Annotated in this window: 21 protein-coding genes and 1 pseudogene; 11 read left to right on the top strand and 11 right to left on the bottom strand. The window is 69.1% G+C overall.

The genetic code is table 11. From position 1 onward, the window contains the following. Positions 1-73: 73 nt before the first annotated feature. From ACWD6R_RS02800 to ACWD6R_RS02785, 4 genes are read left to right on the top strand one after another with little or no spacing between them, the layout of a single operon-like run. Positions 74-727, top strand: coding sequence for a hypothetical protein (locus tag ACWD6R_RS02800; RefSeq protein WP_451817032.1), 654 nt, complete (start codon positions 74-76; stop codon positions 725-727). Beyond that, the gene (locus ACWD6R_RS02795) at positions 724-1452 is read left to right on the top strand and encodes an SDR family oxidoreductase (RefSeq protein WP_451817031.1); all 729 of its coding nucleotides are present in this window, start codon (positions 724-726) and stop codon (positions 1450-1452) included. Before ACWD6R_RS02800 ends, ACWD6R_RS02795 begins: the two co-directional genes overlap by 4 nt. Before the next feature lie 29 nt (positions 1453-1481). Further along, the gene (locus ACWD6R_RS02790; RefSeq protein WP_451817030.1) at positions 1482-2132 is read left to right on the top strand and encodes a hypothetical protein; all 651 of its coding nucleotides are present in this window, start codon (positions 1482-1484) and stop codon (positions 2130-2132) included. After that, positions 2129-2590 carry a hypothetical protein gene (locus ACWD6R_RS02785; RefSeq protein ID WP_451817029.1) on the top strand — a complete coding sequence of 154 codons (462 nt, stop codon included), beginning with the start codon at positions 2129-2131 and terminating at the stop codon, positions 2588-2590. The genes ACWD6R_RS02790 and ACWD6R_RS02785 overlap by 4 nt, the downstream gene beginning before the upstream one ends. 58 nt (positions 2591-2648) lie before the next feature. Here ACWD6R_RS02785 and ACWD6R_RS02780 read toward each other — a convergent pair whose 3' ends face one another. Beyond that, positions 2649-4679 (bottom strand): hypothetical protein, encoded by a 2031-nt coding sequence (locus ACWD6R_RS02780; RefSeq protein ID WP_451817028.1) that lies wholly within the window; start codon positions 4677-4679, stop codon positions 2649-2651. Continuing rightward, complete coding sequence (locus ACWD6R_RS02775) at positions 4676-5917, bottom strand: tyrosine-type recombinase/integrase (protein WP_451817027.1); 1242 nt, start codon at positions 5915-5917, stop codon at positions 4676-4678. Before ACWD6R_RS02775 ends, ACWD6R_RS02780 begins: the two co-directional genes overlap by 4 nt. A gap of 612 nt (positions 5918-6529) precedes the next feature. Here ACWD6R_RS02775 and ACWD6R_RS02770 point away from each other — a divergent pair. Continuing rightward, positions 6530-7069 (top strand): GNAT family N-acetyltransferase, encoded by a 540-nt coding sequence (locus ACWD6R_RS02770; protein WP_451817026.1) that lies wholly within the window; start codon positions 6530-6532, stop codon positions 7067-7069. Between the two features lie 32 nt (positions 7070-7101). Here ACWD6R_RS02770 and ACWD6R_RS02765 read toward each other — a convergent pair whose 3' ends face one another. Together ACWD6R_RS02765 and ACWD6R_RS02760 are read right to left on the bottom strand one after the other, a co-directional pair. Beyond that, a complete protein-coding gene (locus ACWD6R_RS02765) occupies positions 7102-7236 on the bottom strand; it encodes a hypothetical protein (protein WP_451817025.1) in 135 nt (44 codons plus the stop codon). Continuing rightward, positions 7226-7366: a hypothetical protein gene (locus ACWD6R_RS02760; protein ID WP_451817024.1), complete on the bottom strand. Its 141-nt coding sequence runs from the start codon at positions 7364-7366 to the stop codon at positions 7226-7228. Before ACWD6R_RS02760 ends, ACWD6R_RS02765 begins: the two co-directional genes overlap by 11 nt. A 122-nt stretch (positions 7367-7488) precedes the next feature. Between ACWD6R_RS02760 and ACWD6R_RS02755 the strand changes: the two genes are divergently transcribed. After that, entirely contained in the window at positions 7489-8196 is a 708-nt protein-coding gene (locus ACWD6R_RS02755) for a hypothetical protein (protein ID WP_451817023.1), read from the top strand. A gap of 1 nt (position 8197) precedes the next feature. Here the strand turns inward: ACWD6R_RS02755 and ACWD6R_RS02750 are convergent, their stop codons facing one another. Beyond that, positions 8198-8596, bottom strand: coding sequence for a GNAT family N-acetyltransferase (locus tag ACWD6R_RS02750; protein WP_451817022.1), 399 nt, complete (start codon positions 8594-8596; stop codon positions 8198-8200). Positions 8597-8865: 269 nt separating this feature from the next. On the opposite strand from ACWD6R_RS02750, the gene ACWD6R_RS02745 reads away from it, so the two are divergent. Together ACWD6R_RS02745 and ACWD6R_RS02740 are read left to right on the top strand one after the other, a co-directional pair. Next, positions 8866-9279: a hypothetical protein gene (locus ACWD6R_RS02745; protein WP_451817021.1), complete on the top strand. Its 414-nt coding sequence runs from the start codon at positions 8866-8868 to the stop codon at positions 9277-9279. A gap of 173 nt (positions 9280-9452) precedes the next feature. Beyond that, positions 9453-9713, top strand: coding sequence for a hypothetical protein (locus tag ACWD6R_RS02740; RefSeq protein WP_451817020.1), 261 nt, complete (start codon positions 9453-9455; stop codon positions 9711-9713). A gap of 23 nt (positions 9714-9736) precedes the next feature. On the opposite strand, the gene ACWD6R_RS02735 is transcribed toward ACWD6R_RS02740, so the two are convergent. Together ACWD6R_RS02735 and ACWD6R_RS02730 are read right to left on the bottom strand one after the other, a co-directional pair. Next, the gene (locus tag ACWD6R_RS02735; RefSeq protein WP_451817019.1) at positions 9737-10144 is read right to left on the bottom strand and encodes a hypothetical protein; all 408 of its coding nucleotides are present in this window, start codon (positions 10142-10144) and stop codon (positions 9737-9739) included. A 92-nt stretch (positions 10145-10236) separates the two neighbouring features. Continuing rightward, positions 10237-11352 (bottom strand): NADAR family protein, encoded by a 1116-nt coding sequence (locus ACWD6R_RS02730; protein ID WP_451817018.1) that lies wholly within the window; start codon positions 11350-11352, stop codon positions 10237-10239. A gap of 148 nt (positions 11353-11500) precedes the next feature. Here ACWD6R_RS02730 and ACWD6R_RS02725 point away from each other — a divergent pair, with 148 nt between their 5' ends. Next, positions 11501-11965, top strand: coding sequence for a hypothetical protein (locus ACWD6R_RS02725; protein WP_451817071.1), 465 nt, complete (start codon positions 11501-11503; stop codon positions 11963-11965). Positions 11966-12148: 183 nt separating this feature from the next. On the opposite strand, the gene ACWD6R_RS02720 is transcribed toward ACWD6R_RS02725, so the two are convergent. From ACWD6R_RS02720 to ACWD6R_RS02705, 4 genes and pseudogenes are all read right to left on the bottom strand, one after another. Then, on the bottom strand, positions 12149-13048 hold the full coding sequence (locus tag ACWD6R_RS02720; protein ID WP_451817017.1) for a sigma-70 family RNA polymerase sigma factor: 900 nt from the start codon (positions 13046-13048) through the stop codon (positions 12149-12151). 102 nt (positions 13049-13150) lie between these two features. Further along, entirely contained in the window at positions 13151-14122 is a 972-nt protein-coding gene (locus ACWD6R_RS02715) for an aldo/keto reductase (protein WP_451817016.1), read from the bottom strand. Positions 14123-14514: 392 nt separating this feature from the next. Then, complete coding sequence (gene argH, locus ACWD6R_RS02710; protein ID WP_451817015.1) at positions 14515-15948, bottom strand: argininosuccinate lyase; 1434 nt, start codon at positions 15946-15948, stop codon at positions 14515-14517. Positions 15949-16059: 111 nt separating this feature from the next. Continuing rightward, positions 16060-16221 (bottom strand): annotated as a pseudogene (locus ACWD6R_RS02705) (argininosuccinate synthase); the annotation flags it as partial. Positions 16222-16374: 153 nt separating this feature from the next. Between ACWD6R_RS02705 and ACWD6R_RS02700 the strand changes: the two are divergent. Together ACWD6R_RS02700 and ACWD6R_RS02695 are read left to right on the top strand one after the other, a co-directional pair. After that, entirely contained in the window at positions 16375-17634 is a 1260-nt protein-coding gene (locus ACWD6R_RS02700; protein ID WP_451817014.1) for a hypothetical protein, read from the top strand. Between the two features lie 42 nt (positions 17635-17676). Next, a complete protein-coding gene (locus tag ACWD6R_RS02695) occupies positions 17677-18270 on the top strand; it encodes a pyridoxamine 5'-phosphate oxidase family protein (RefSeq protein ID WP_451817013.1) in 594 nt (197 codons plus the stop codon). Positions 18271-18289: the final 19 nt, after the last annotated feature.

Here is an 18289-nt window from a genome sequence, read left to right as displayed (position 1 = left end):
GCGCCGGACTGTACAACAGCCCCCACGCCCCGGCCGGAACCGCCTGCCCAGCCCGTCCCTGGGTCTGCCTGTTATGCCCGCTCGCCGTGTTCACCCCCCGGCACCTACCCAACCTGCTGCGATTGCAGCGCTATTTCGCCGATCAGGAACGACACATGACGGACGCGCAGTTCCTGGCGATCTTCGGCCCCTACGCCGACTCAATGATGACACGCTGCCCACCCCGGACCGCGTCGCCGGACTGCTGCTGATCCTCTACGCCCAGAAGATCGCCACCATCAGCCAACTCACCGTCGACGACGTCCAGATCAACGACGACACCGTCGCCATCACGTTCGGCACTTCGCCGATCGTCCTCCCCGCACCGCTGGCCGGCTTGGTCCGTGAACTCATCGCGACCCGCCGCGGCAAAGCCAAGATCGGTACCCCGCAGGACACTCCCTGGCTGTTCCCAGGGGGACAACCAGGACGTCCACTCGGCGACGACCGGATCGGCCAGCGCCTCCACAAGATCGGCATCCGGCCCAAACAGGACCGCTCCACCGCGCTGTTCACCCTCGCCACCGAACTCCCCGCGGCGATCCTCGCCCGGATGCTCGGCGTCCACATCAAAGTCGCCGTCCAGTGGCAGCAGGCATCAGCCGGAGACTGGGCCGCCTACGCCGCCGACGTCAGCCGCCGCACCGCACCGCAACAACCGATCGACGAACCAGGAGCGACACCATGAGATTCGACAACCATCGCGTCGTCATCACAGCCGCCGGCCGCGACTTCGGGCGAACCCTGGCGATCCGGCTCGCGGACCTCGGCGCCGAGGTCTTCCTCTCCGCTCGCAGTCTCGATGCCGCCGAACGTGTCCGCGACGAGATTCGCGATCGTGGCCATCAGCGAGTGCATGCCTTCACCTGCGACCTGACGGACCCCGCCTCCATCCGCGACTTCGCCTCCTCCGTCGCGCGACACACAGACCGTGTCGACGTGCTCATCAACAACGGCTCCCGCTACCTCGAAGGGCCGGACCTGCTATCCGCAACGGACGCCGATGTCGTCGACACCATCGCCTCCGGTGCCACCGGCACGGTCCTGACCGTGAAGAACTTCCTTCCTCTCCTGCTCAACTCGGATAAACCCGACGTCGTGACGATGGTCTCCGCATGCGGAACACCGGGCCACCACCGGTCGGACGCCCACGACGCCTTCTACGCAGCCAAGCGCGCCCAGGCAGGGTTCACCGAGATCCTCTCCAAGCGCCTGCGACCCCAAGGAGTCCGGGTGATATCGCTCTACCCGCCCGACTTCGACAACGCCGACCCGCTCAACGAGGAGTGGGAAACCACCCCGCGCGACTCCAAGGAGGCCCTCACAGCGCACTCGCTCGTGGAGTGCATCCTCTTCGCAGTCACCCAGCCCCGCGACTGCTTCATCAAGGCGTTCCACTTCGAACAGGTCTGAGCAATGCCCCCCACCCCGCATGGCCACTGATGCCCAATCAGGAGACGCACCACGGCTCCGAACTGCAGGCATTCGGACAGTTCCAATACCCGACTCCACCGTTATCGCGCCCCGGCGGGGCCCAGGCCGAACTGCTGGCCGAGGTCAACAAGTACGAGAGCGACCGCAACCTGGACCTGGTCCTGGCCGAGTTCCGCAACTACCAGCAGGGCATCCTGCCCGCCGGCCCCGGCGCCCGCAGCCTCACCGAGTTCTTCGCCGGCGTCGACGAGAAGCTCGAACCGGCCGCAGCACCGGCGCCCAGGACCCAGCGCAGTGACCGGGATGTGCTGAACCTGCTGACCAAGCGTGCCAAGACCCTGCACCTTGGCCCGGCGAACTTCTGCTGGTTCACCGACCCCTCCCGCGCGCTCTGCCTCAAACTCGCCGGCACCCCCACCGCCGACCGGCCACTGGTCGGGATGTGTGACTCCGCCCGCTGCCCGCAGGCCACCCACCACCCCTCCCACCGGCCTGTCTGGGCCGAGCACGCCGAACGCACCAAGACGTTCCTCGGCGACCTGGGCAAGACGCGCAGGACCGAACACGCCCGCCTGCAGTACGACTACGCCCGGGCGCTTCGGGTCGTCGCCGAGATCGACGCAGCCGCCACCGACCCATCCGACGAGGACTCCGCATGAGGATCACCGCAGCACAACGGACCGAGAACGAGAACCGCATCCGGGCCGCCATGGACCGCCTCCTACGCGGCGAGATCCCGCCCGGCGGCACCTGCGACATCAAGACCCTCGCCCGCGAATCCGCCGTGGACCGCACCGCCTTCTACGGCAACCGCCCCTACGCCCACCTGCGAGAAGAGTTCGAGCACCGCCTCGCCTCGCTGCAACAAGCCGGACAAGCTCCAGATCCCCGGGACGCCCAGATCACGCGACTCAAGGGGGAGATCGCCACGCTGAAGGAGCGGATCACCCGCTCGCAAGGCACAGTCGAGGAACTCACAGACTTCCGCACCCAGGCTCTCGCCCGCCTCGTCGCCCAGCACGAGGAAATCGTTCACCTCCGGGCCGCGGCTGCCGGGACGGCATCCGTGACGCGACTTCCCGCGGCCCGCACCACGATGATCGGCTCCTGCAGCTGATGGCCCAGCCCCGAGAGCATCGACCAGGCACCGCGACCTGGCCCGCGCCCGTGGCCGATCACGCTCTTGAGCCCGCCGGTTGCATGTCGCCATCGTCCACAGGCCGGCGAGCGATCGTGATGATCTCCTGGCTGGTTGCAGTGACGGGTCCGCGATGCCAGTCGCCATACCGGGCCTCGATCTCGAAACCCGCCTCGGCGAGGAAAGCATCGAGCGTCACGACATCCAGGAAGCGAAGGCTGGCGCGGTCGACGCGCAGCACGGCGCCGTTGGGGTCAGCCGTCGTCCCGGTGAAGGTGACTACGTCGTCAGCGACGGCCTCGACCTCGTGCCATACCTGCAGGGCACGGCCGGCTGCGTCGGTGATGTCGGATGCGTTCGACGGGTTCCAGGCCTCCCAGGCACGCGCCTGCGGATGGCGCGTCTCGAAGACGAACCGGCCGCCGACGCGCAGCGCGGCACCGATCGCCGCGAGCGGTACGACTTCGTCAGTGGACGGGAGCCGGTACTGGGTGACGCTGTGATGCGTCAGCTCCAGGAGTTCCTCGTTACGGATGCCGGTCAGGCGGAGGACCTCGATCGTGGCGAACGCCCAAAACGCCTCCTCTTCCTCATAGGACAGGTTCCGCCGTCGTCCGCTGGATGTCTCTTCGCCCCAGGTGAGGTGGCCCGCTGCCTTGGAAACAAAGGCCCTGCGCAGTGCCCCGTCGGTGCCGGGGATCAAGGCCCCGGGCTCGGTGTTCTTCGCCGCCTGGAGCAGGTCGGCGGCCGCACGTCGCCGACGGTCGGCGGTGCTGGTCAGAACGGGTAGGACCGGCAGCCGTTCACGGGTGCGCTGGTCCATCCGGGCCTTGCGCCGCTTGCGCTCCTTCGCCTTGTGAATCTCGTCATCGCGGATCGGACAAGGCACAGACCACGGACCCCAGCGGGCTGGTTCCTCAGCCGCCCACTGCGCGATGTCGAGGTAGAACGCCCGGCCTCGCATGAGCTCGTCCTTAGCATTGAGCCGCGGGCTGGAGACCTCGAAGCTCTTCCCATCGGGTCCTGTGATGGTGCGCTTCTTGACCTTCAAGTCTTCTTTCCACTTGCGAGCCACTTCCGGCGGCAGCCGCAGCGATTCGGTGCCCGGCACCAGGGCCTCGATCCGGGCCCAGAACAGGCCCGAGAGCGTGCGCGAGATTGCGTCCAGGCTGGCGAAGTCCAGCGAAGGCTGCCGCTCCCGCAGGTAGTCGACGATCGGGTCGCGGACCGGCTGGCACTGGAGCCGATAGCGGTCGACCAGTTCCTCGATGCTCAACTGGCCCAGGGCGAGCCCGAATGCGCGGATCGTTGCCGACGCGTCCTCGGGGAAGATCCCCAGGGCCCGCAGCCGCAGGTAGAAGTCGACCTTCTTCTGGCCGCCGCGGGCATGCGCCTGGCGCTGGGCGTCGACGAGTCCCACGCAGTCGCCGACTGTGATGTCGCGGACCAGCCCTCCCTTGCAGGCCAGCAGGGTTGCGATGCGTGTCGCGGCGATCTGGGCGTCCTTGCGTGAACTCGCCGGCCCGGACTCGGCCAGCTGGCGCAGGTGCGCGAACCCGTCGGGGTCGCGCACCTCGGCCATGACCGAGGCGAGATACCGATGCGTGCGGGTGAGCATCCATGGAAGACCGGGACGGATGACGTCTCCGCAGATCAGCATGAGCAGTCCTGAAGACAGGTCATCGCCGTCATACGACGTCGACGATCCGCGCTCGCGCAGCCACCGCAGCGGAAGATCCGCCCAGGCGGCTCCGGGGAGGTCCTCCGCTCCGCTGGCCACCCACCGCTGCTGCCAGGTCTCCCCGGGCTCGCTCGACAGCCAGCGCAGCAGCTTGGCCACTCCGCGTCGACGACCGGCTCGAGTGCTATTGACCGTCGGGAGAAACGGTGGCGCCGTCAGCCGCTGCAGCGTCTCCTCCGACGGCTGTGCGGTGTGCGGCCACCAGGGCTCGGCCGGCCGGGCCGGAAAGCGTGTCCGCAGCTGGCTGTTCCTGGCCCGGGCCTGCTCTGCCGTCGCGTTCATGACCTCCAGCGGCCTGCGGGTCACGTGCTTGGCGACGGCGGTCACGACGACCGGCCGAACAAGACGTCCAGCGACGCCGGGTTGTAGCCCGGCGCCGGAGGCGACGGCACCGGCTGGCTGTACCCACGGGCCAGACGCGCGTGATGGGCCAGCACCCCGGCCACGACCTCGTCTTTGCGTGGCGTCAGATATAGCTCCGTGGCGGACAAATGTGTATGTCCGAGCACCCATTGCACGTCGGCCAACGTCAAGTTCGGGTCGCGCACCATGCGGGCAGCCGCGCTGTGCCGCAGATCGTGAAGGGTCCAGTCGGCGCCGAGCGAGGCATTGACCCGCTCGAACATCCGGTGGGCACCGTGATAGGTCAGCGGCCGTAACGGACGTCTGCGCGTCCACCACACCGGCTGCGTACGACCGCGTGGAAGATGACCGTGTACCTCCTGCTGATAGAGGCGCAACCACACGAACGCGTCTGCCGACGCCGGCACTTGCTGCACCGCCCGCGTGCCCTTGCGCACCACGCTGATCAACTGCTGCCCGGGGTCGATATCGCGCTGTCGGATGCCGATCAGCTCCGAGGCGCGTACTCCGGTGGAGATCCAGAACGCGACCAGGGCCCGATCGCGGTGGGAAGGCAGCGCGGCGAACAGCGCGTTGAACCACTCGTCGGAGATCGAGCGCGGGATCCGCTGCGGAATGCTGGGCCGGTAGCGTCCCACTCGCTCCGGCTTCCAGCCGTCCATCGGATTGTGGTGCGCGTGCGGGCGGCTGTTGCGACGGGACAGGTCCAACGGGAACGGGTTGAGCAGCGGGCCGGTCCCCGCGTCGCGGTGGATGTCGTAGAAGCGTCGTAACACCGTCTCGCTGTGCGCGACGGTGGTCGGGGCGTAGCCGGGCCCGACTGACGGCTTCCCCGTCACAGGGTTCGGGGCCTTGGCCGCCTTCGCCGACGGCCGAGCCGAATTCTTCGCTCGCCTTGGTTTGACTGTCAGCTGAATCCAGCGGCTGAAGTCCCTGGCCTCTGCCCGGGTCGCTCGGTCCCAAGAAATGCCTACTGCCTGCAGGAATCGCCACCACCGCAGCACATCCATCCCGTAGGAGCGGACCGTCGACGGGGCCTTTCCGGCCGCCAGTAACTCCTGGAAGTAGATGGCGACCGCTTCCACGGTCACACCGCCGGGATCGACGAGCCGATACGGCTCGTACCGATCGCCGGTCTCGACCAGCCTGCCCCACCGAGGCACCACCAACGTCGCCAGATTCCGCTCGGGAACTTCGTCCATCACGACCGGTGACCGTAGCGACCGCAGGCCGCATCCGCCCCCTGAACTGCCCAATCCCCGCTGTTCGTTCAGTCAACGGGGCGTCCGCTGCCCGATGCTGAGCGTCAACCCGAAGATGCTGCCCCGCCTGGAGGAACTGGAGGAGGACCTCCTCCCGCCGCAAACGCGCCATCGCAGAGGACTGGCGGGGTGAGATCGATGGACTCGACCTCACCCTCACCTTCCTGAGAAGCAAGCGTGACCAGGCCCGCCGCTTCGAGCAAAACGGCCCCGTCTCCCTCGGGCTTCCCGTGGTTCCTCACCAAAAGCCCCCTCTCACACAAGGGTGATCAGGAGAGCGGACACCAACAACGCAGTCTGATGCAGGGCCTGATCACTCAAGTACATCCCGTTCATCCCCGCTGTCTTCAGCTCCGCGAAACCCCTGGAGCCGATGCGCTGCAGGAGCCAGCGGACCGGCCGTCCACCTCAGGCAGGTCTGCGCGCCAGAACCGTTGGTCGGCCAGGTCACGGAAGCGCGGGGCGAAGTGGAAGCCGAGCAACGTCCTCGTCCTTGATGTCGTTTCCCTCGACGCGGAGGCGCGTTTGCGGGCGGGCGATAGATTGCCCGCCATGACTGAACTAGGAGCCGTCACCTGGCCACCTGCCCCGATCAAGACCGAGCGGCTCGTGCTCCGCGAGTCCGAGGCCCGGGACCGTGCGGCGTTCATCGAGCTGCTGGCGTCGCCAGAGGTGCACACCTACCTCGGCGGCCCCCGGCCGCGTGACGAGCTTGAGCGCGAGATGCCCGGGGCGCCCGAGCGGTGGCCCGGGAGTTTCGTCGTTGATCTCGACGGGGCGATGATCGGCCAGATCCTGCTCAGGAGAGCAACGGGGCACCGTCGCCCGGCTGCCGCGGGGAAGGCCGATCTCGGCTACCTGATCCTGCCGCGGGCGTGGGGATTCGGGTACGCCGCCGAGGCGTGCGCGGCGGCGCTCGGCTGGTTCGACGGCGTCCTTCCCGGCGAGCCGGTGGTGCTCACCACCCAGACCGCCAACGTCGGCTCGATGCGCCTCGCGGCAAAGCTGGGGTTCACCGAGGTAGAGCGGTTCCAGGCCTGGGACGCCGAGCAGTGGCTCGGCCTGCGGTCCCCGGTCACGCCGCCCGCTTGAGCTCGTGCCCGGAAGGGGTGGTGTGCCGGCCGTCAGCCTTCGTCGTCTTCGACGGCGTCCGGGTCCCGGAAGGGGCGCAGGCCCTGGCCGGGGCCGCTGGCCTTGATGTTGAACAGATAGCGGCCCAGGAACTCGCATTCTTGCCAGGGCGAGCGTTCATCGGGCAACAGCGAAGGCCGACTTGGTGCAGAGAATGTCGAGGTGGAAGGCGCCGTTCATGCCGAAGTCGGCCAGTCGGTAGAAGTTGGCCTTGCCGGTCTTGTCGGCGAGCTTCTCCAGGACGCCGTGGCCCGGCACCCGGCGGTCCGCAATGTAGTGCCTGCCGAAGGACAGGGCGAGCGCGGCCGCGGCCGCGCCGCGAGGCCCGCGACAGCGACTTCGTGCTGGTGAACCTGTTCCGGCCTCCGCTGGAGGCACCCATGCCGCCCGGAGCCCTGAACGACCTCTTCGACCTTGAGCGGTGGATGACCAGCGACGACGTCCGCCTTCGCCAGGAGGCAGGCCACTTCGTGCGCTGGGCTCTCTCTCAGAAGATCACCCGTGATCTCAGCTTCCCGGCCGAGCGATGGAACGGCCCCTCCCAGCCGATGAACGACGAAGCCCGCTGGGCCACCACCCGCCGCCTGCTGCACGAGGACACCCTCAAGCCCGAAGACCGCCTTGCCGGCCTGCTGTTGCTCCTCTACGCCCAGTGGCCCGCTGCGATCTCCCGGCTCACCGTCGACCACATCGAGGAGACCAACGGAGCGGTCCGTATCCGCCTCGGCGCCGTCCCGGTCGAGCTTCCCGCACCCGTCGCTGAACTGGCCCTCCAACAGGTCGCGGTTCGTCGCAGCCATGCCGTCCTCGGCCGGACAGACTCACCCTGGCTCTTCCCCGGAGGCCAGCCCGGCCGCCCGATCAGTGCCTGGGCCATGGGCGAACGGCTCCGCAAACTCGGCATCCGGCTCGCGGAGACCCGCTCGACCGCGCTGTTCCAGCTCGCCACCGAGCTGCCCGCCGCGGTCCTCGCCCGCACCCTCGGCATCGACATCACCGTCGCCGTCAAATGGCAGCGGGCCGCCGCCGGAGACTGGGCCGCCTACGCGGCCGAGGTCAGCCGCCGGACGACTGCGGAGCAAGCGTGATCTAGCGCAGGGCGAGGAGTCCTGCGTCCGTCGGCCTGAAGCCGCACGCGTCGAAGTAGAAAGGACGCAAATGCTCTTCAAAGTCAACGTGGAGCCATTCGCAGTCCGCTGCACGGGCGCCTTGCGCCGCGGCCGTCACGAGTTCGGTCCCGACACCGGTCTTGCGCATGTCCTGGGCGACCATCGTGTCGAGAACGAAGGCATGGACGCCACCGTCCCAGGCGACGTTGACAAACCCTACGAGCCTGCCGTCATTTCGGGCACAGACCCACCCGAGGCTGTGCCGCTGCACTCGTGTCTGCCAATCGATGTTCCCCTGACCGTGACCGAACGCCTCCGCGTGGAGCGCGTTGACGGCGGCATTGTCGAAATCACCGCGCCACTCATACGTGATCGTCATGGGCTGCATCGTAGGCCGTGAGGCGCCCGATCCAACCCTGCCCCTTCCGGGGCCTATGCCCCTTTCAGGCAGAGGTATTACGAGAGTTCCAATACCCGACTCCACCGTTAGCCCGGCCGGGCGGCCATCAGGCCGCGTTCCTAGCCGAGGTCCAGGCCGAAGAGGAAGTCGAACACGCCCGGCTCACGGTCGCCGCCTACCACGACTATCAGCAAGGCATCCTGCCCTCCGGCCGAGGCGCACGCGACCTGGTCGCCGCTTTCCAGAGCGTGGATCTGTCCCTCGCCGGACACGACCCCGGCCCCGCCACCGTCGCCGACGACCGTCGCGTGGAGAAACTCCTCAAGACCAAGGCGAAGACCCTTCACATCGGCGTGGCGAACTACTGCTGGTTCACCGACCCTGCCAAGGCCCTATGCCTCACCATGGCCGGCACTCCTCATGCCAGCGAGCCTCTGCTCGGCATGTGCGACTCCGCTCGCTGCCCCCAAGCGACCCATCACCCTCAGCACCGGAAAGCGTGGGCCGACCACGCCGAGAACACCCGAACTGTCTTCCTCGGAAACCCCCGGCTGTCCCCGCCGGAGCGTCAACGCGCCCAGCAGACCTATGAGCGCTCCATGCGGATCGTGGAATCCATCGACACCGCCGTAGCCACTGAGGAGACATCCAGTGCCCAATGACCGCCACGCCAACGCGGAGAGTCGTTTGAAGGCCGCCATGAATCAGCTCTTGGCCGGGGAGATCCCGGAGGGCCTTCGGTGCGACATCAAGTCCCTCAGCATCCTCGCCGCTGTCCCCCGGGGCGACGCTGTACCGCACCTACCCCCACATCAAAGAAGAGTTCGAGAACCGGGTGGGCAGGGCCCGAGAGGCGACCGGCGAGCCGGACGCCCGCCTCGCCCGGATCGACCGCCTCAAAGCCGAGGTATCCAGCTTGAAGGGGCGGCTCTCCCGAATGAAGGAGGAGGCGTCGGAGGCGTCCGAGTTCAAAACGCTGGCGCTGTCCCGGCTTTCCGAACAGCACGACGAAATCCAGCGCCTCCGCGCAGCCCTCCAAGACGGTGGGAGCGTCCGCACGCTCACGGTGCGGGCCCGCATCGCGACGGACCAGTAAGAACTCCGTGCTGGCGCCGCCTGTCACAGGCGGCCTGAGGAGCCTTCACCTTCCCGCAGTAGCCATTCCCTGACCGAACGAACACGGTCCAAGAGTCGGCTGACCCGCATGCCTTCGTCTCGCGAAGTCACCCTCGGCAGCGGGGTGAAGTCGTCGGGAAGAATATCCAGCAGGCTCATCACATGGTCTCCCGCACGCAGCGTGATCAACAGCTCGCACCGCAACTGACCCGGAAGGGCTGGGCGATGGGACGAGCTGTTCCACAGGGCCGGCCATAGGTAGTGGGCACCATCGGGCGCCGCGTTCGCCATCACCCACCCTGGGTCCAACCACTGGTTGAGGCTGAGCTCACCCGCCCGCTCCTCCAGCCTGAGCAGTGAGGCCGTATCGATGACCTTCACCTCACGGGGCACCGGCGGATTCGAGTTCATCGCCCCATGCTGCCCGACAACTCCCTATGCCGAAGAGCCGACCCCAGCGAGGGGCATTCCGTTAGGAGTTCCAAGAACCGAGGCGCCATCCGTTACATGATTCCGGCACGCTGCGCGTGTAGTTCGGAGCGGACAAGTTCGAGCAGACGGCCGATCCAGTTGCGGCCGCGGCCGGCGTTGTCGCCCCAGAAGGCGGAGCCTGCATCGTCGTAGATGAGGGTGGCGTCGTCGGTTGCGAGAAGGATCTCTGCCAGGTCTGGGTGCTGGGCGTACTTGGCGCGCAGGAGTGTGATCATGACGGCACTGCGGGCGTGTTCCCAGCCCTCGCGTTGAGTGGCGTCGGCGGCCAGCTTGCGGGCGGCGTATGAGGTATCCGCCACTGCGATGGCGGCTTGCGCCGTGGAATCGGCGACTGACAAGGCCCAATAGGCGTGGGTGACGGACGAGTAGGTGATGCCGTTGATGTCGATGGGCGTGGGGTAGTCGCTGCGCAGAGCCACCTTGCCGGGGTCCTCGACACGCTGCCGCGGGTACGAGTGGTACAGGTGGATCGCCGGTGCGTGCGGCGTCGCCGGTCCGTCCGCAGGAACCCGGGAGGGCCGTTCGGCGATCAGCCGGGCGCGCTCCTCGAAGTAGGTGACAGCCTCGTCGTACACCTCCTGGGAGACGACCTCGTCGGACCAGCGCTCCGGCACGCCCCCCGGCCCGGCCACCAGCACTTGGAGCGGCCAGTCCTTACGGTCCATATCGCCGAGCGCGTAGTGGCGCTGGGTCTCGGGGATGGCCAGGTAGGCGGCGAGAGCGGCGGCTCGGTTCTCCTCGGTTCGGTCGGCGAGAAACACGTCGACGGCGGCCAGGCACCGGGCGGTCGAATCGGGGCGACCGTTCAGCTCGTCGATGGTGTCCCGCACCTCGGCGAGCAGCAGCTCTGGGGTGAGCCATGTGCGCGGCTCGCCGAAGCGCCACGAGGCCAGGCCGTGGGCCGACGCCTCGGCGCCCTCCGGGAGGTCGGTGGCCACCCAGCCGGAGCGTAGCTTCTGCTCGAACTCATCGATGGTGACCAGGCCCCAGCAGTCGATGAGCCCGTCGGCGTAGATGACTAGGTCCGTGAGGAAGAACGTCCCACCGTTGCAAATGAAGGCGTGACGCCAGGTTCCGGGTATACGGACGCCGTCCGCCTTGCGATATGTGATCCGGTTGCCGATCATCCGGTCATTGTGCCGGGTCCGGCCACGCGCCTTCCATCCTCTTTAACGGACACTCATCCGTCGCGAGACGGGAGGTCCCCCCAGCGTCCGCGAAGCTCGGCCGGACATGTCTCATGCCCGCATAAGTCCGCTCAATCCGTAGGCGGCACTGTCACGCCGTCACACCCCCGACGGATATACGAGACACCGGATGCGGCCGACGGGGTGGACCGAGGGGCCCGCACTGCCCGTCCTGCTCAACCCGGCGCACGGGGCGGAGCTGCTGGCGCTCACCGACCGCTACACCCTGGTCTGGGCGACAACCTGGGAGAACGAGGCCAACGAGTGGATCGGCCCGCATCTCGGACTGCCGCCGCTGCCGTACATCGACTGGCCGGCGATGCACGGCAGCGCGCCGGACGGGACGCTCTGGAAGACGCAGTACGTCGTGGAGTACACGGCCGGGCGGCCGTTCGCGTGGGTCGACGACGAGATATCCGAGCGGGACCGGGCGTGGATCGACCGACAGGGGCCGGGCCGGTCGCTGCTGCTCCAGATCGATCCGCGGATCGGGCTGGAGCGCGCCGACTTCGACGCGCTCGCCCAGTGGGCGGCGGACCGGGACGAGAACTGAGCCCCGGTCCGCCCCCGGCCCTTCTCAGACCGACCGGCAAGGGGGGGTGGGTGAAGGAGCGGGGCTGGTGTGCGTGCATCGCAGGGCGGAGGATTGAGCCATGGCGGAGCCATGGTGATGGACGACAACGCCGCGAGGTGCGTGCCCCAGCCCCGTGACGCCGCCCCCAATTGCCGGTCGGTCTCAGTCGTTGAGCACGGTCAGATCCAGCTCCGGAAGCCGGGCCGGGTCGTTGATCACATACAGCTCGGTGACCCTGCCCCGCTCGATCGTGAACCGCATGACCGAGAACCGCTGTCCCTCGCGGGTCGAGATGACCGCGAGGGCCCCGTCGACGAGAGCCATCTGCGAGGACCGGACGAACGGCGCGAACATCATCGCCTGGCGGGCCACCGACGCAGCCCCGCGCACCAGCGACGGGGCACCCACGCCACCCGCGCCGCCGTCGGACCGTGCCACCACGTCCGGGTCGAGCACGGCGACGAGTGCGTCGAAGTCGCCGCCCCGGGCGGCGGCCAGGAACGCCTCAACGACCTCGCGCCTGCGGTTGAGATCGGGGTCGGGCGCCGGTTCCACGCCCTGGACCCGGCGGCGCGCCCGGCTGGCGAGCTGGCGGGCCGCGGCCGGGGTGCGGTCCACAATGCGCCCGATCTCGTCGAACGGCACCGCGAACATGTCGTGCAGCACGAACGCCAGCCGCTCCGCGGGGTCCAGCGTCTCCAGCACCACGAGCAGCGCGAGCCCGACCGAGTCGGCGATCAGCGCCTGCTGTTCGGGGTCACTGCCGGGCTGCGGGCCGAGGACCGGATCGGAGGTGTGCCCGTCGGGTTTCTGTGCCTGCAGCGGCTCCTCCCGCCGGGACCGGCGGGAGCGCAGCATGTCCAGGCAGACCCGGCCGACGACCGTGGTCAGCCAGCCGCCCAGGTTGTCGATCTGCCGGTCGTCGGAGCGGCTGAGCCGGATCCACGCTTCCTGGACGGCGTCCTCCGCCTCGCTCAGCGAGCCGAGCATCCGGTAGGCCACGGCCTTCAGATGGGTCCGGTTCTCCTCGAAGCGTGCTGCCAGAAACTCGTTCTCGTCCACAGACCCATTCCTCCGTCGCGTGCCGTCACAGCATTGACGCATGGAACGGCGCCGATGTGACAGCACGGCCGGTGATCAAGGAATCGGCAGGTGCGCCGGCTGTCAGCTCCAGGGCAGCGCGGCGCGGTGGCGCCAGTACGCCTCGGGCTCCTCGACCAGCGCGTCGAGCTGGGACCGCCGCTCCTCGTCGAGGCCGAGGAGCGGGGCGTGCAGGTTGCCGGCGAGCTGGGTGACCGTCGCCGCACCGGAGAGCACGACGCCGGCCCACGGCTGGTGCAGCACCAGCGCGAGCGCGACCGCGTCGCTTCCGAGGCCCGCCTCGGCCGCGATCTCCTGGACGATCGCGGGGGCATCCGTTCCGGCGAGGCGTCCGTTGGCCATGGCTTCCTTGACGATCACGGTCAGCCCGGCCTCGTGCGCCTCGGCGAGCGCAGGACCGGCCGAGGTCTCCAGGGCGTTGAAGGTGGCCTGGACGGTACGGAAGAGGGGTTCGCCGTCGACCCTGACGGTGAGCGCGGCACGGATGGCGTCCGCCTGGGCGGGGCCGCTGGTGGAGAGTCCGGCGCTGACTCCGTGGGCCGCGAGTTCGGCGAGCCGCGCGTGGAGTTCCTTGTCGGTGAGGGCCGGGCTGTCGGCGGTCACGGAGTGGATCTGGTAAAGGTCGAGCCGGTCGCCGAGCAGTGCCTCGGTCTCGGCACGCTGCCGCTCGAACGTGGCGAGGCTGTGGTCCTTGACCTCGTGCGCCTCGGCGTCGATGTTCCAGTCGGCGGTGTAGGTGTAGCCCCACTTGCTGCCGATGACGACATCACGTACCTCGGGACGGGCGGCCAGCCAGGCGCCGAGGAACTCCTCGGAGCGGCCGTAGGAGCGGGCGGCGTCGAAGTAGCGGACGCCTTGGGCGTAGGCAGCGTCGAGCAGTTCATGGGTGCGCTCGCGCAGGGCGTCGACGCTCCGGTCCTCGGGCAGGTCCCGGTCGCGGTGGAGATTGATGTAGCCGGGCCTGCCGACCGCGGCCAGGCCGAGCCCGATATGGGCGGTCGGGGTCGTGGCCGAGGCCAGGCGTCCGAAGGGCATCGCGGGCTCCTCGTCGATGGGGTGCTCCCCGCCAACGTAACGCAGCCGGATTCACGCGCGTCCAGCCGCGGGATTCGGCCGATCGGGCCCTCGCCGGCCGGGAGCGGGCCGGTCCGGCCAGGACCTCGCCCCTCGGACCTGCGCAGACCCGGTCGCGGCCGGCCGTCAGGTCGGCTTCCATCTCGTCCGGGAGTTTCAGCCGGATGAGCACCCGCGGGAGCAGACCGGCCCGGCGAGTGCGGGTGTCGGCGTCCTCACCGTCACCACGGTGACGTGGCGGTCCGCCACACCCCGGATCCCCGCGTCGCCGTTCGGTCGCCCCTGCGTGCGGACGCGACCAGGCGGGGAGCGCACGACCGCTCCCCGCCTCGTCGCCTGTGCCCGGGCTGCTGTCAGCTCTTCGCGGTCGCCCATGCGTGCTGGACGGCGAGGTCGGCCTTGACCTCGGTGAGCTGGGCAGCGACGGCCGACGGGGCCGTACCGCCGCGCCCGTTGCGGGAGGCCAGCGCGCCCGGCACGTTGAGGACCGTGCGGACCTCGGGGGTGAGGTGCTCGGAGATCTTCGCGAACTGCGCGTCGGTGAGTTCGTCGAGTTCGATGCCCTGCTGCTCGCACTCCTTGACGCACTCCCCCGCGACCTCGTGCGCGACACGGAACGGGACGCCCTGCTTGACCAGCCACTCGGCGATGTCCGTGGCGAGCGAGAAGCCGGCCGGTGCGAGCTCCTCCATCCGCTCGCGGTTGACGGTGAGCGTGGCCATCATGCCGGTGAAGGCGGGCAGCAGGACCTCGAGCTGGTCGCAGGAGTCGAAGACCGGTTCCTTGTCCTCCTGGAGGTCGCGGTTGTACGCGAGCGGGAGGGCCTTCAACGTGGCCATCAGGCCCGTCAGGTTGCCGATGAGCCGACCGGACTTGCCGCGGGCCAGCTCGGCGATGTCCGGGTTCTTCTTCTGCGGCATGATCGACGAGCCGGTGGAGAAGGCGTCGTGCAGGGTGACGAAGGAGAACTCCTTCGTGTTCCAGATGATGACCTCCTCCGCGATCCGGGAGAGGTTGACGCCGATCATCGCCGTGATGAACGCGAACTCGGCGACGAAGTCGCGGGAGGCCGTGCCGTCGATGGAGTTGGCGACGGAACCGTGCTCGAAGCCGAGGTCGGCGGCGACCGCCTCCGGGTCGAGCCCCAGGGACGAACCGGCGAGTGCGCCGGAGCCGTACGGGGAGACGGCCGTGCGCTCGTCCCACTGCCGCAGCCGCTCGGCGTCCCGGGACAGGGACTGCACATGGGCCAGGACGTGGTGGGCGAAGAGGACGGGCTGGGCGTGCTGCAGATGCGTACGGCCCGGCATGGCGACGTCCGCATGCGCCTCGGCGAGACCGACCAGGGCGTCCTGGAGCTCGGCGATCAGACCGCCGATGATCCGGGCGTGGTCGCGCAGGTACATCCGGAAGAGCGTGGCGACCTGGTCGTTGCGGGACCGGCCGGCGCGCAGCTTGCCGCCGAGGTCCTTGCCGAGGCTCTCCAGCAGGCCGCGCTCCAGCGCGGTGTGGACGTCCTCGTCGGCGATGGTGCCGGTGAAGGAGCCGTCGGCGACATCGGCTTCGAGCTGGTCGAGACCGGCGATCATGCGGGCCAGTTCGTCCGCGGTGAGCAGGGCCGCCTTGTTGAGGACACGCGCGTGGGCGCGGGAGCCGGCGATGTCGTACGGCGCAAGCCGCCAGTCGAAGTGGACGGAGGCGGACAGCTTGGCCAGCGCCTCGGCCGGGCCGTCGGCGAAACGGCCGCCCCAGAGGCGTACGTCGCTGTTGCCGGTGCCGTTGCTCACTGCGTGCTCCTCGGAATTGCAAGGGGGTGGATGTGCGACGGCCTCCCCGCCGTGGAGGAACGGGGAGGCGGTGACGTAAACGGGTCGGCGTCAGGCCAGATCGGCGTCAGGCTATGCCTGCAGATCGCGCTTCGCGGCAATCTTCGACGAGAGGCCGAAGATCTCGATGAAGCCCTGTGCCTTGGACTGGTCGAACGTGTCGCCCGAGTCGTAGGTGGCGAGGTTGAAGTCGTACAGCGACTCGCTGGACTTCCGGCCGGTGACGACGGCGCGGCTGGTGGGCATAACTATGCAGTCCTCCGTATGATTTGTCAAAGCTGCTGGTGAACGGCTCACCCGAACGCTCGATCCCGGACCGTAAATGCCGGGCCCGGACACCGTGCGGCCCTCTACGATCGGCCTCCGCATACCTGGTGGAGGCACGTGATGAGCAGCGACTACGAGGCCGCTGAACGGCTGGCCCGGGGCATACCGCTCCGGGAAGCGCTGGACACCTCGTCGGCCGAGGCCTGGACGGCCCTCGATCTCGGGGTACGGGTCCTGGCGTGGAAGACGCCGGGGCTGCTCCCGTCGCACGACTGGGCCGGCGGTCGGAGACTGCGCTGGAGCTGGGACGCTCCGCTGCCCTCGGTGAATTGGTCCAGGACGCCTCCGGACGAGCCGTTGCTCGCCGTCGCGCTGTGCCATCCGGACGGCCGGATCCGGGAGGCGGCACTCGAGTGGGCCGCCCGCTCCCCGGCTCTGCGGCCGCTCCTGGTCGTGCGCTGCGCGGACTGGGCCGGCCCGGTGCGCAACCGGGCTCGGGCACTGTTCTCGGAGATTCCCGGCCGGCAGCTGCCGCCGCTGACTGCGCTGGTGCTGCGGCTGTCCAGGCGCGATCAGGGCGAGTTCGCCCGCGAACGGCTGGACCGTGCATTGCGCGAAGGGCCCGCCGAGGACGTCGCGGCGCTGCTCACGAGCGAGGACCGGGCCACACGCCGGTTCGCGTACCGCATCGCGGTCGATCGCGGTCTCCTCGCCCCGGCAACGCTGGCCCGCACTGCAGCCGCCGCCTCGGACGATGTGCGCATCCAGACACTGTGTGCGGAGGCCGCGATCGCGGGGATGCGGGACGGGGCGTACGACGAGGTGCTGAGCCCCCTGCTGTCGGCGCGGTCGCCCCAGGTACGGTCCGCCGGTGTCACCGCGCTGCGGCGGGCTGGGCGGCAGGGCGAGGCGGCGGTGTTCCTCGCCGACCGGTCCAGGGTCGTACGGGCCTGTGCCCGCTATGTACTGCGGCAGGGCGGCATCGATCCGCTCCCCCTCTACCGGTCGATGTGCGCCGACCCGGCCGCCCGCCCCGCGGCCCCCGCCGGGCTCGGCGAGTGCGGCACCAGGGAGGACGCCCCGGCGCTGTGGTCACTGGTGACGCACCCTGTGCCCGCAGTCCGCGTCCACGCCGTCACCGGCCTGCGCGCGCTCGACGCGGTGCGGTACGAGCAGCTGCGGCCCCTCCTCAACGACCCGTCACCCGCCGTCGTCCGGGCGGTGACGCAGGCTCTGCTGCCGGACGCCGACCGGATACCGCACGAGTGGCTGCTCGTCAGGACCGGGGCGGACCGACCGCGTGCGCTGCGTGTGGCGGCCGAGCGGCTGTTGCGAGCCCACCTCCGCGCGACGGTCCGCCAGCGGCGTCCCACCGGCTGAAATGCCCCCGCCGGGCGCCGCATTGGCGACAATAATCGCCTCATGGGAAAGACATACGAACATATCGACGGACGGCTCAGGACCTTCATCGAAGAGCAGCACATCTTCTTCACGGCGACCGCGCCCCTCGACGGAAACGGCACGGTCAATCTCTCCCCCAAGGGCGTCAGCGGCTCCTTCGCGGTCGTCGACGAGCGGACCGTGGCTTATCTGGACTTCGCCGGGAGCAATGCGGAGACCGTGGCGCATCTCCGCGAGAACGGCCGCATCACCCTCATGTGGTGCGCCTTCCAGGGACCACCGAACATCGTGCGGGTGCACGGCCGCGGCGAGCCCGTCTTCCGCGACGACCCGCGGTTCACCGGCCTGCTCGCCCACTTCCCCGGCGTCGACCCCACACCGCACGGGCCGCGCGCGATCATCGTGGTGACGGCCGAGCTGATCCGGGACACCTGCGGATTCGCCGTGCCTTTCATGTCCTACGACGAGGACCGGCCGCTCCACGCCCAGCGCTTCGCCCGCGAGGACGACGCCTCGCTCAGCGAGTACTTCGAGAAGAAGGAGCACGTCGCCACCAGCATCGACGGCCTTCCGGGACTGCCGCTCCCGCTGCCTGGCATGCCCGCCGCGGGATGAGCCGTCGGGCATTGGTCCG

It is taken from the genome of Streptomyces sp. NPDC005151, from assembly GCF_053599875.1.
The sequence above is the reverse complement of the archived record's forward strand: the minus strand, read 5'-3'. Positions and strand labels throughout refer to the sequence as shown.

Excerpts from the sequence above, each read along its gene's own strand:
- ACWD6R_RS02800 (WP_451817032.1), top strand. The coding sequence starts at position 74 with ATGCCCGCTCGCCGTGTTCACCCCCCGGCACCTACCCAACCTGCTGCG.
- ACWD6R_RS02795 (WP_451817031.1), top strand. The coding sequence starts at position 724 with ATGAGATTCGACAACCATCGCGTCGTCATCACAGCCGCCGGCCGCGAC.
- ACWD6R_RS02790 (WP_451817030.1), top strand. The coding sequence starts at position 1,482 with ATGCCCAATCAGGAGACGCACCACGGCTCCGAACTGCAGGCATTCGGA.
- ACWD6R_RS02785 (WP_451817029.1), top strand. The coding sequence starts at position 2,129 with ATGAGGATCACCGCAGCACAACGGACCGAGAACGAGAACCGCATCCGG.
- ACWD6R_RS02775 (WP_451817027.1), bottom strand. The coding sequence starts at position 5,917 with ATGGACGAAGTTCCCGAGCGGAATCTGGCGACGTTGGTGGTGCCTCGG.
- ACWD6R_RS02770 (WP_451817026.1), top strand. The coding sequence starts at position 6,530 with ATGACTGAACTAGGAGCCGTCACCTGGCCACCTGCCCCGATCAAGACC.
- ACWD6R_RS02755 (WP_451817023.1), top strand. The coding sequence starts at position 7,489 with ATGCCGCCCGGAGCCCTGAACGACCTCTTCGACCTTGAGCGGTGGATG.
- ACWD6R_RS02750 (WP_451817022.1), bottom strand. The coding sequence starts at position 8,596 with ATGACGATCACGTATGAGTGGCGCGGTGATTTCGACAATGCCGCCGTC.
- ACWD6R_RS02735 (WP_451817019.1), bottom strand. The coding sequence starts at position 10,144 with ATGAACTCGAATCCGCCGGTGCCCCGTGAGGTGAAGGTCATCGATACG.
- ACWD6R_RS02730 (WP_451817018.1), bottom strand. The coding sequence starts at position 11,352 with ATGATCGGCAACCGGATCACATATCGCAAGGCGGACGGCGTCCGTATA.
- ACWD6R_RS02715 (WP_451817016.1), bottom strand. The coding sequence starts at position 14,122 with ATGCCCTTCGGACGCCTGGCCTCGGCCACGACCCCGACCGCCCATATC.
- ACWD6R_RS02700 (WP_451817014.1), top strand. The coding sequence starts at position 16,375 with ATGAGCAGCGACTACGAGGCCGCTGAACGGCTGGCCCGGGGCATACCG.
- ACWD6R_RS02695 (WP_451817013.1), top strand. The coding sequence starts at position 17,677 with ATGGGAAAGACATACGAACATATCGACGGACGGCTCAGGACCTTCATC.